The sequence below is a fragment of the Endozoicomonas sp. ALB032 genome, from assembly GCF_049310125.1.
Lineage (GTDB): Bacteria > Pseudomonadota > Gammaproteobacteria > Pseudomonadales > Endozoicomonadaceae > Endozoicomonas_A.
This window is the reverse complement of record NZ_JBLYNW010000001.1, coordinates 6,852,706-6,864,580: the sequence shown is the minus strand read 5'-3', so window position 1 is coordinate 6,864,580 and position 11,875 is coordinate 6,852,706. Positions and strand designations below refer to the sequence as shown.

At 48.9% G+C, this 11,875-nt stretch carries 8 protein-coding genes; 7 read left to right on the top strand and 1 reads right to left on the bottom strand.

Annotation, left to right across the window (positions count from 1 at the left end):
- Positions 1-48 precede the first annotated feature (48 nt).
- The 7 genes from mreC (at position 49) to ACO6VG_RS24855 (ending at position 10,900) form a co-directional block, all read left to right on the top strand.
- Positions 49-954 carry a rod shape-determining protein MreC gene (gene mreC / locus ACO6VG_RS24885; protein ID WP_422134782.1) on the top strand — a complete coding sequence of 302 codons (906 nt, stop codon included), beginning with the start codon at positions 49-51 and terminating at the stop codon, positions 952-954.
- The gene (gene mreD, locus ACO6VG_RS24880) at positions 951-1,439 is read left to right on the top strand and encodes a rod shape-determining protein MreD (protein ID WP_422476133.1); all 489 of its coding nucleotides are present in this window, start codon (positions 951-953) and stop codon (positions 1,437-1,439) included. Before mreC ends, mreD begins: the two co-directional genes overlap by 4 nt.
- Positions 1,440-1,444: 5 nt before the next feature.
- A complete protein-coding gene (locus ACO6VG_RS24875) occupies positions 1,445-2,044 on the top strand; it encodes a Maf family protein (RefSeq protein WP_422134780.1) in 600 nt (199 codons plus the stop codon).
- Between the two features lie 209 nt (positions 2,045-2,253).
- Positions 2,254-3,726: a ribonuclease G gene (rng, locus tag ACO6VG_RS24870; protein ID WP_422134779.1), complete on the top strand. Its 1,473-nt coding sequence runs from the start codon at positions 2,254-2,256 to the stop codon at positions 3,724-3,726.
- 31 nt (positions 3,727-3,757) lie between these two features.
- A complete protein-coding gene (locus ACO6VG_RS24865) occupies positions 3,758-7,714 on the top strand; it encodes a YhdP family protein (RefSeq protein WP_422476131.1) in 3,957 nt (1,318 codons plus the stop codon).
- Positions 7,715-7,846: 132 nt separating this feature from the next.
- Positions 7,847-9,286 carry a metalloprotease TldD gene (gene tldD, locus ACO6VG_RS24860; protein WP_422134777.1) on the top strand — a complete coding sequence of 480 codons (1,440 nt, stop codon included), beginning with the start codon at positions 7,847-7,849 and terminating at the stop codon, positions 9,284-9,286.
- Between the two features lie 96 nt (positions 9,287-9,382).
- Positions 9,383-10,900 carry an IS1182 family transposase gene (locus ACO6VG_RS24855; RefSeq protein WP_422137198.1) on the top strand — a complete coding sequence of 506 codons (1,518 nt, stop codon included), beginning with the start codon at positions 9,383-9,385 and terminating at the stop codon, positions 10,898-10,900.
- Between the two features lie 289 nt (positions 10,901-11,189).
- Here the strand turns inward: ACO6VG_RS24855 and ACO6VG_RS24850 are convergent, their stop codons facing one another.
- Positions 11,190-11,816, bottom strand: a complete 627-nt coding sequence (locus tag ACO6VG_RS24850; RefSeq protein ID WP_422134776.1) for an NUDIX hydrolase — start codon at positions 11,814-11,816, stop codon at positions 11,190-11,192.
- Positions 11,817-11,875 lie beyond the last annotated feature (59 nt).

Sequence of the window (11,875 nt, the reverse complement as noted above, 5' to 3'; positions counted from 1 at the left end):
CTGGCCTGTTGTTATGAGTGAAGCCTGTATTTTTGTGAAATTAAAAGATTGAGTTCTCCGTGCAAATCACAGGAGCCAGCCATTAAATCGATATTTAGCCAGCAACAGTCTTTGGCGACACGTTTTGTCTTTTTGCTGAGTATTTGTATTGCCCTGCTGTTTGTTGATCACCGTTATGAGTACCTCTCTACTGCACGCTCCTGGTTAACAATGGCTGTTACCCCCCTGCAGTGGATCTCTGATTTGCCCTCCCGGGCTATTAGCACAGCTGATGAACTGGTGACTTCCCGAAGTGAGCTGCTTGAAGAAAATACCCGGCTGAAAGCCCGTAACCTGATTCTTGAACAAAAAGTTCAGAAGCTGGCATCTCTGACTGCCCAGAACCTACGCCTGAAGGAATTGCTGAATTCATCCGAACTTGTGGATGAGCAGGTTCTGGTGGCTGAAATCATTGGTATTGATCCGGACCCCTATGAACATATCGTGACGATCAATAAAGGTTCTACCGACGGGGTGTTCAGAGGTCAGGCCATTGTTGATGCCCACGGGGTTATGGGGCAGGTGATTGCCGTTAATCCGGTCAGTAGCCGGGTCATGCTGGTCACAGATACCGCCAGCAGGGTTCCTGTCCAGGTTAATCGCAGTGACTATCGTGCCATTGCCGTAGGCACCGGCAGTATGGATTCTGTCGAGCTGCTTCATATTTCCGACACAGTGGATATTAAGGAAGGTGACCTTTTGACCAGTTCGGGTCTGGGACAGATTTACCCGGTGGGCTACCCCTTGGGGAAAGTCAGGAAAATAGTGCGTACACCAGGGGAGGCGTTCGCCAGGATCGAGGTTCAGCTGATGGCTGAAGTCAACAGGACACGTTTTGTTCTGCTGGTCTTCCGTTCAAACGAAGACATGGAACCGAAATTGGCACCTGAGGCTAACCAGAAGGAGAGCCCATGAGTATGCAGAAAGCCAATGCTCACTGGATTGTCTGGTTTTCCGTGCTGGTTGCTTTCCTATTGAGTATTTTACCTCTGCCAGCCTGGATCTCCATTGCCAGGCCATCCTGGGTGGCTATGGTGGTGCTTTATTGGGTCCTGGCTCTTCCAGAGCGTTTCGGATTATTTTTTGCTTTCTTCACCGGCTTGTTGATGGATGTTGTGCTGGGAACAACCTTTGGTCAGAATTCTATGGGATTGTTGCTGGTGGCTGTGATTGTGCTGGGTCTGCACCGCCGTTTGAGAATGTTCCCCTGGTGGCAGCAGGCCTTTATGGTGTTTGTGATTGTCGGTTTTTATCAGTTGCTGAATTTGTGGATTCGCAGTGCCCTGGGTAGAACGCCGCCGACCCTCTGGTATCTGGCGTCGGCCCTCACCAGCGCCGCATTTTGGCCATGGGTGTCTGCTATTTTAGGGGCACTGAGGCGAAACTTCAGAGTGACCTGATTATCATGATTTATCTTGCTTCCCAGTCGCCGCGCAGAAAGGAACTTCTCCAACAGATCGGTATTGCCTTTCAGCAGATTCATTGCGGGATTGATGAAACTCCGCTTTTGAGCGAGGCTCCTGAAGCCTATGTTACCCGAATGGCTGAAGAAAAAGCGCTGGCCGGATGGCAGCAGCTTACTCTTGACCATTTGCCAGCCAGACCTGTGCTGGCAGCTGATACATCAGTGATTCTGGGAATGAAAATACTCGGTAAACCCGAAAATGAGCCACAAGCCTGTGATATGCTGTTGTCATTAAGTGGGAATAGCCATGAGGTATTCACAGCAGTTGCGGTCACTGATGGTAATAATCTATCTGTGAGAGTATCCAGAACAGTGGTCAGAATGGCTGCTTTTGATCGGAAAGTGGCAGAAGCTTACGTCGCCACCGGTGAACCAATGGATAAGGCCGGTGCTTACGGTATCCAGGGAAAAGGAGCCGTTCTGGTAGACAGCATAACGGGAAGCTACACCGGCGTGGTGGGTTTGCCCGTTAAGGAAACCGCAGATCTGCTTCAGAATCTGGGCATTAGCCCATGGCACTCTCAGTCAGTAAAAAACTGATCAGAAAGAACCTCGGGAGACTGTTCAACAGCTTTCCTGCCAGACAAGGCTCCTTCGGTCTGGCAAATCGTTTTCAGGTATTTGTTTTGTTTTTTTAGTTTTTCTGGCAGGTCAGGATTGTCATTGAATTTTGAACCCTTCGGACTTACAGCCAAGATGGCCTTAAGTCCGAAGGGCTCTGGGAGGCTGACCAGCTCAAGGGGAAGGGAATGAGTGAAGAGATTCTGATGAATATCACGCCAATGGAATCGCGTGTGGCGCTGGTTGAAAATGGGGTACTTCAGGAAATTTACATTGAGAGAGCCTGTAGTCGAGGCATTGTCGGTAATATCTACAAGGGCAAAGTAGTCCGGGTTCTCCCCGGAATGCAGGCTGCTTTCGTGGATATCGGTCTCGAAAGGGCCGCTTTTATTCATGCCAGTGAAATTGCTCCCCGCAATGAGAGAGACAATGATGATCAATCGGAGCGACCGATTGTCGCGCTCGTTCATGAAGGTCAGTCGCTGGTTGTCCAGGTTACCAAAGATCCCCTGGGAACAAAAGGTGCCCGCCTGACCACACATATCTCTATCCCTGCCCGCTATCTGGTACTGATGCCTCATAATAATCATGTAGGCATTTCCCTGCGCATTGAAGATGGAGAAGAGCGCGAGCGTCTCAGAAAGCTGGTTGAAGAAGGCATGAGTGACGACGGGGAAGATCAGAAAGGCGGCTTTATTCTCAGAACAGCAGCAGAAGGTATTACCGAGGCAGAAGTGAAGGCCGATATTCTTTTCCTGAGAAGGCTATGGCAGACCATTGAAGAAACGGTTAAGGAAAACACGGCTCCGGCCACGATTTATGAAGACTTGCCTCTGCACTTGAGAACTATGCGTGACCTGGTGGAACCAGATATCGAGAAAATCCGAATTGATTCCAGGGAGACCTTCAATAAGGTCTCCAAGTTTGTCAAAAAACTGGTGCCCCTGGTGGATGGCAGGGTGGAATATTATCCGGGCGAGCGTCCAATTTTTGATCTGTTTGGGGTCGAAGACGAAATCAACAAGGCGCTCAGTCGCAAGGTGCAGTTGAAGTCAGGCGGCTATCTGATTATCGACCAGACTGAGGCCATGACCACGATTGATGTCAACACAGGGGCTTTCGTAGGTCATCGTAACCTCGAAGAAACTATCCTTAAGACCAATCTGGAAGCATCTGTAGCCATTGCCCGGCAGTTACGACTGCGAAACCTGGGCGGCATTATTATTATTGATTTTATCGATATGGAAGACCCGGAGCATCAGAGGCAGGTGCTGAGAACCTATGAGAGATCTCTGGAGAAAGATCACGCCAAAACCAACATCACTGGCGTGAGTGAACTGGGGCTGGTGGAAATGACCCGTAAGAGAACACGGGAGTCGCTGGAGAATGTGCTCTGTGAACCCTGTCCAACCTGTGATGGTCGTGGCACATTGAAAACAGCTGAAACAGTGTGCTATGAAATTTTCAGAGAAATTCTTCGAGCTGTTCGCGCTTATGATAGCCAGAGTTACACCGTTCTGGCATCTGAACAGGTGGTGGACCGCCTGCTGGATGAAGAGTCAAGTAATGTGGCAGATCTCGAAGAATTTATTCAAAAACCGATTCGTTTCCAGGTTGAACCCATATACAGCCAGGAACAGTTTGATGTGGTGCTGGTATAACCGGGAATAGGAACTCGTCAATGAAAAACAGATGGCCTGGTATTTTATGAGGTCAGATTCAAGACTGGTAACTTACCTCAAGTCTGCCGCTCTATGGAGCTTCCGCCTGGTCATGGCGGCCCTTCTTTTAATTGTATTGCTGGTGGCCGGGGTCCGGATTTTTATCGGATCCCTGCCCTTGTTGCAAGACTATCTGGTTGAATATCTTAACAACACGCTCGACACTTCTTTCGCTGTCGATCAGCTGGACGCCAACTGGGCTGGGGGTACTCCTACTCTCAACATCAAAGGGTTGACGCTTCAGGGCAATGCTTCTGAAGCTCCCGGTTTTGCTATCGAGCGCCTTGATCTCGAGCTGGATTTTAAAGCCAGTCTGATGAACCGGGCTCCGGTCTTTTCCTATCTGGAAGCAGAAGGTGTCACTCTGGCCATTGAGAGCGACAGTGATGGCGTGTGGTCACTCAGAGGAGTTCAATACATCCGTGACGACGGCAAGGGCTTTAACCTGCACAAAACTCTGGAGTTATTACAGCTTCAGGAACACATTGATGTCACCAATTTTTCCCTGACAATGCAGCCTTATGGCAGTGAGCCGCTGATTATTGATACCCGCTATTTTTTCTTGGTTGAAGAAGCGTCAGATCTAAAGCATCTTCAGACCAGAATTGTGACACAACAAGGGAGTCTGGAGTTCAAAGCATTGGGCAAGGGGATTGAAAGAAATGACATGACCTGGACCGGGCTTATCAAGGCCAGTGCACTGGACCTGGCTCCCTGGTCTGCGCTCTTTTCACAAGACATTCTTCAGTTGAAAGCCGCTCATTTGAAAAGCACGGAGTTGAAAACCGCACAATTGAATCTCGATGCTGAGTGGCAATATCTCGATGGTCAGTGGCAGTTGCAGGGAGATTTGAATCTGCCATCGATTGTCTACCAGAAAGATCAGCAACTGCTGCCGAATGCTGCTTTGTCGACTGAGCTTTCACTGGCGAGTAATTATCTGATTGGAAGTACAGACTGGCAGCTTGGGCTGCAAAATATGAGTCTGACGTCCGGCGAGCATCATCTTGGTCTTAACATCAAGATTCATGGCAAGAGGGAAAGAGAGCCGACTTACACGACTTCGGTTAACTCTGTTGATCTGGCAGCGCTCAAATCTTTTCTGGTCAATACTCAGCTAATGCCAGAGCTGGCTGATGAGCTGTTCACTATTCTCAACCCGGCAGGTGAGCTCGATAACATATTTGCCCAATACCACCCTGATAAGCCACTTAGGGAGCAGCTGGATCTTTCTGCGAAACTGAAAGGCGTTTCAGTGGCTGCCTGGGAGGGAGCACCGTCTGCTTCAAACGTCAATGGCCATCTAAAAATGGGCATGATCAGCGGCTATTTTGACCTGGATACAGAAAATTTTACATTGGGGCTGACCAAACTGTTTCGCGATGTCTGGCACTTTGATACTGCCCAGGCAAGGCTGAGTTGGGATGTACTGGATAAGAAGAATTTCTTTCAGCTGAGTAGCGATGATATCACCATAAAAGCACCCGAGGGTAATCTCAGTGGTCGGCTGAGGCTCGATATTCCCCTGGATGGCAAGGAGCCCATTGTCATGGACCTGAATGTGGGCATGAAAAACGGTGATGCCAGCTATACGCCAAAATACCTGCCCAGCCATCTGCCAACGCTTTCAAAAGAGCTGGTCGAGTGGCTTGATTCCAGTATCAAAGGGGCCGAAATTTACCAAGGGCGCTTTACCTACGATGGTCCGCTGGAAGACACTGACGACTCTGATGCTGTGAAGTGGGGACTCTATTTCGATGTCAATAAAGCGCGTCTGGATTATGATCCTGACTGGCCAGAAGTCTATGACGCCCGGGGACAAGTGTGGGTGGATAACGACAACATCAAGATTGAATTGGCCTCAGCAAAGTTATTGGCTGCAAAGCTCAGTCATGTCCAGGCTGATCTGGCGCTGGATAAAAATCTGGATTTGAATATCTCTGGTCAGGTGGCCGCTACAGGCACGGATCTCGAAAAGCTCTTGACAGAGACCCCCATAGCTCAGCGGCTGAAGGGAGAAGCAAAGAAGTGGACGATTCGTGGAGACCTGAATGGCAGCATTCAGTTAGGGATTCCACTTGAGCGTACCATGGATACGTCAGTTGACGTAAGTATGGAAACATCGGGAGCGTATTTTGGCATAGATGCGGCGGACATCCAGATTGAAGACATTGAAGGTGTCTTGAATTTCAGTACTGAAACCGGATTGTCTGCTGAAAAAGTGAGGGGTCGCTTTCTGGGTGATGCTGTTGAGGCTCGAGTTTACACCGATATGAAGAATAAAACTGAGCCTGAAGTCCATGTCCACTGGAACGGTTCTGTTTCTGCTGAAGGACTTCAGCAATGGCTTCAGCTGGATGCTCTCAGTTTTCTCGAAGGTGCCAGTCACTACAAAGGCGAGTTAATACTGGGCGGCAAGCCTGCTGACCTTCAGTTGAAAGTGACCAGTGACATGAAAGGCATGGAAATCGAGCTTCCGGCGCCTCTAAAAGTAGCGGCTGGCCAGACAGTGCCTTTTGAACTGCGTCTTAATCAATTCACTCATCGAGGTGAACTGGATACTGCTGTTTTGGATATAGTTCTTGGCAGGACAGCACAGGCCAGAATTCAGTTTGAGAATGGCTTCAAGTATAAGTCTGCTGTCGTTCTGCTTGGCAATAAAGGTAAATTGCCGACTATGAAGCCCGATAAAATTGTACTGTCCGGGCAACTATCCAAACTTGATCTGATGCCATGGAAGCGTCAGTTTGAAGGGCAGCCGGGTGACACAACAGAAAAGACTCTGGTGAGTCAGATAGAAGTCCGTCAATTGAAGATTGACCGACTCATCTGCAATAAAGAAACTCTGAATAATCTGGTGTTTAACCTGTCTCATGAAGCCCGTGGCACACGTCTTGATTTAAGCAGTGACACGATAGATGGTAGTTTGATAATACCTGAGGATCAGAAGCAACCCTACCAACTGAATTTGAAAAAGCTGCATTTTTCCCAAGATCCTGCAAAGAATGAAGCTACTGCCGGGCATAAAGGTGTATTGGCTGATATCCGGCCTTTAGATCTGCCCAATGCTGATGTCTCCATTAGCTCTCTTAAGTTAGGCAGCAGGAATCTGGGTTCAGTTGCTTTTGGTTTGAGACCCTTTCCTGATGGCAAGCGTATTGAGAATCTGAAAATCAATCTGCAGAAGATGGAGTTATCCGGAGATCTGGACTGGACCTCTATCAATGGTCAGCAAAGAACTTTTTTTAATGAGCATCTGACGGGGTCGGGAATTCAGGCTCTTCAGGAAGCTCTGGGTATCTCACCTTTTGTTTCAGCAAAGAAGACGACCATTGAGGGAAAACTGGCCTGGGATGGACCTCCGATGGGTATCAATATGGCGTCACTGACAGGTGCCGTTCGACTGAAGCTGGAAACTGGCACCCTGCAGAAGTTGGAAGGGGGAGCCGGAGCTTTGAAAATGTTCGGCATCCTGAATATGGAGGCACTGACCCGACGTCTGCGACTGGATTTTTCTGACCTCTACAAGAAAGGCATCAGTTTTGACCGTATGGACGGGGTCGTGCGGTTCAACGAAGGGCTTATCACTTTCGATAAGCCGCTTGAAATTCAGGGGCCTTCATCGAACTTCAAGATGGATGGTCACATAGACACTCTTTCCGAGAGGATGGATATGAGTCTGGTTATTACACTTCCTCTATCGTCTAATCTGCCAATACTCAGTGTTTTGCTGGGGTCTGCGCCTCAGGTGGCTGGTCTGATTTATCTGGCGGATGTGCTGGTGGGCAAACAAGTGGATCAGCTGGCCAGTATTCGCTACCGGATCAAAGGTTCTTTTGATAATCCTGAAGTGACTCTGGATCAGTTATTCTCCGGCAAAGCCCGAAAACCAAACCAGACAGAGATTCCCAAGCGGAAAAAACCCTGACTCAAAAACAGGATTAAGCAAAATGAGAATGCTTTTTCTATCTATAGGTGTGACAATCTCACTATAACGACGTCTGCCCGCTCCGAATTCATAGGGGCAGGCTATGGATAATAGCAAAGGCCTGAATAAACTATGACCGACATTCTTACACAGGCGCGAAATCATTTGCTGGCGCCGGCAAATATCGGTGACAACGAATTGGGCAGAGTACTTGACAGTATTCTCGGCCATTCGGTAGATGCTGCGGACCTCTACTTTCAGTCCACACGCCATGAAGCCTGGTCGTTGGAAGACAGTATTATCAAGGAAGGCAGCTTCAATGTAGACCGGGGTGTGGGTGTACGTGCTATCAGCGGCGAGAAAACCGGTTTTGCCTATTCCAACGAAATTATATTACCGGCCCTGGAGCAGGCTGCGGGTGCGGCTCGCAGTATTGCCCGTCAGGGGCAGGAACATCAGATTCAGGCCTGGAACCGCAGCCAGCCACTGGCTTTATATGGCATGGATAATCCTTTGGATTCTATGAGCCGTGAAGAGAAAGTGGCACTACTCAAGGCTGTTGATCAGGAAGCCAGAAAAGCGGATCCAGCGGTTAAGCAGGTGAATGTCAGCCTGGCGGGGGCCCATGAAGTGATTCTGGTGGCTGCTTCTGATGGTACACTGGCAGCAGACATTCGCCCGCTGGTTCGTATGAGTGTCAGTGTTATTGCCGAGAAAGATGGCCGTATTGAGCGAGGTTCTGCCGGTGGTGGTGGCCGTGGTGACTATCTGCAGTTTATCCGGAATGACAAAGGTTTGGGCTACGCCCGTGAAGCGGTGCGACAGGCTCTGGTGAATCTTGAGGCCGTTGCTGCTCCGGCTGGGACCATGCCAGTGGTATTGGCTCCGGGCTGGTCGGGTGTTCTCTTGCATGAAGCCGTAGGTCATGGTCTGGAAGGCGATTTTAACCGTAAGGGAAGTTCTTCCTATTCGGGTCGCATCGGTGAAAGAGTTGCTTCCCCACTGTGCACCATTGTTGATGATGGCACTCTGACAGGCCGCAGAGGTTCCCTGAATCTTGACGACGAAGGCGTACCGACCGAATCAACGGTTCTGGTTGAGAACGGTATCCTGAAAGGTTACATGCAGGACAAGCTGAATGCTCGTCTGATGGGTGTCGCTCCAACGGGTAATGGACGTCGGGAGTCTTATTCTCATCTGCCCATGCCGCGAATGACCAATACTTACATGCTGGCCGGCAAGAGCGATCCGGGTGAGATTATTACCAGTGTTGACAAAGGTATCTACGTTGCCAATATGGGCGGTGGTCAGGTTGATATTACTTCCGGCAAATTTGTATTCTCTACCAGTGAGGCTTACCTGATTGAGAATGGCAAGATCACTACCCCGGTTAAAGGCGCTACCCTCATTGGTAATGGTCCTGATGTGATGAATCAGGTCTCCATGGTTGGTAATGATCTTGAGCTGGATCCGGGCGTTGGCGTCTGCGGTAAAGACGGCCAATCTGTGCCTGTTGGCGTGGGCCAGCCTACGCTGAAGATTGATGAAATCACGGTAGGCGGAACGGCCTGATCATTATGGGAAGTGGCCGGTGAAACTGCCTAGGAGCCTGACCGAGAATAGGCTTATCTGTTATGATAAGCCTTAAACCAACTCTGATTATGCCAAATGTCACCACCACCAAAGTTTAAGGACAGTCCTGTTGAGTTTGATCAGCATCTGCTGTTCCCAACCAACGTTTTCGATTTGCTTCCCAAAGATCATGATTGTTTTATTTATGAAAGCATTTTTCAGAACATTAATACGTCTGAAGTCGAAAAAAAATATCACCACCTTGGTCAGCACGCATACCCTCCAAAGCTCATTGTCGCTATTCTGATCTACGCATACAGCCATGGTGTTTTCAGTTCCCGTGAGATTGAGCGACGGTGTCGACAAGACTTGGCGTTCATGTATATCTCACAAATGAACTGCCCGAATTTCAGGGTTCTTGGTGACTTTCGTAAGGATAATCTGTCGTTTTTCCATGACTGCTTCAAACAGTCAGTCAAACTGGCCATTGAACTCAAAATGGCATCACTGGGTCATATCAGCCTGGACGGCTCCAAGTTCAAAGCCAACAGCTCAAAACACAAGGCCATGAGCTACGGGAGGCTCAAAGCGAAAGAGGCAGAACTCAGTGCCGAAGTGGATGAGCTGATCAAAAAAGCCAGTCAGTGTGATCAGGAAGAAGATGACGCCTACAAAGCAACCAATGGTTACAGCATTCCTGAAGACCTCCAGTTTAAAGAAGAGCGCCTGAAAAAAATCAAAGAGGCCAAGAAAGCACTTGAAGAACGTGAAAAAGCTTTAAATCCAGACAAACCAATAGACGACAAAAAGCAGATCAGTTTTGCAGATCACGATGCCCGCATGATGAGCAAGAAGGGGTATTGTGAGTACAGCTACAATGCTCAAATTACAGTTGATTCCGATAACCAGATCATTGTTGGCCAGCATGTCAGCCAACACGCCAACGATGTACAGGAAGTGGAGCCGGCGCTGAGGGCATTATCAGGAGCCACTGATGGCGCGGCTGTAGATAAGTGGAGTATGGATAATGGTTACTTTTCAGGGTCAAACTTACATACAGTCGAGCGACATGAGATTGATGCCTATATCGCAACCGACAAGGCGGAGAAGCCTGCCGCTGACGACCTTGAAAGCTCTGACAGGAAGTTTGTCAAAGCGGATTTTGCGTATGATTCCGAAGCTGATGTATTTATCTGTCCGGCAGGGGAAAAGCTGGTAACGAACCCGGCCAGCAAAAGCAAAAGAAAAAGCTACCGGGCAAACAAGACGGTATGCAGGGAATGCCCTTATCGTCGGAATTGCAGTGATTCAAAGAAAGAGGCTGGCAGGGTTATCCGTACCGATAAGTTTGAAAAAGCACGTCAGGCTATGAATAAGAAAATGGAGACAGCCGGTGCGAAAGCCATATATGAGCGTCGTAAAGTTATTGCGGAGCCACCATTTGGACAGATAAAAGAATCTGGTTTCCGAGGGTTCAGTCTCCGCGGCAAAGAAAAAGTTTCAGCGGAATTTTCACTGGTATGCACTGCGCATAATATCAAAAAATTTGTAAAAGCGGCTTCCACGAGGTCAATCCGTCTTGAAGATTTGAAAGAGGCTAAAAAGGCAGCATAGAGGCTGTGAGAAGGCATAAATATGCAAAAATGAGCAAAATCCCACTAATAATTGGATATTTTTTGCTCATTTTAAGATTTGGGAAAACTTCTGTTGGTCTGGTTGCGCTATTCTCGGTCAGGCTCCTAGCAGCCTGTCGGACTTAAGCGCCCGTAGCGAGGATTGCGAGAAATTGAGGATAAAAGTTTCTGCTTCTGAGGAGAATAGCGGTGCTATTTGACGAAGAAGCAGGAATTTTTAGACCAATTTATCGCAACCGCAGTAGGGCAGACTTAAGTCCGACAGGCTGCTAGCTATCGAACTCTGTGGGCAGTTCACGATTTTCATGATGTTGCTTCAGCAAAGCGATGTCAGAAGCAATGGTTCTCCCCTGTGAAAGAGGTGGGAGTTGATCCGGTTCGAAAAAGCCGACCTCTGATATCTCGATATTGGCAGTGGGACTACCGCCCTTGAGTTCGCAGAGAAACAGCATTTTGATCAGGTGATGGGGGTTTGTGGGGTAGTAGGGATGTTTATGAACATCGCGAACAGCCACCAGCTTCCCGGCTTTGACAACATACCCTGATTCTTCCAGAGTTTCCCGTTCTGCTCCCAGGGCCGGAGACTCACAGACGTCGGCCCAGCCACCCGGCAGGGCCCAGCGACCATCAGAGCGCTCTCTCACCAGCAGGATACGACCTTCCTGAAACACCCCGGCCCGGATATCGAGCTTGGGTGTGGTGTAGCCATTCTCAGGAAGAAAAAAATGATCAACTTTTTCAATGGGAGCACCGGCGAGAAGTGCCGTCATTTCGTGGGCAATGCCCTGGAGCTGATGGTAGCGCTCCAGGTCAAAGTCGCCATCAGCATAAGTTATTCCGTTTTGGGCTATAGCGCGAATCTTTTCAGCCCAGTCTATCCATGGATTTTTCTGCATGATATTTGCCTGTCCATTGATGAATCTATTCACTCTAGTACAGTCGGCTGGAGCTGAGT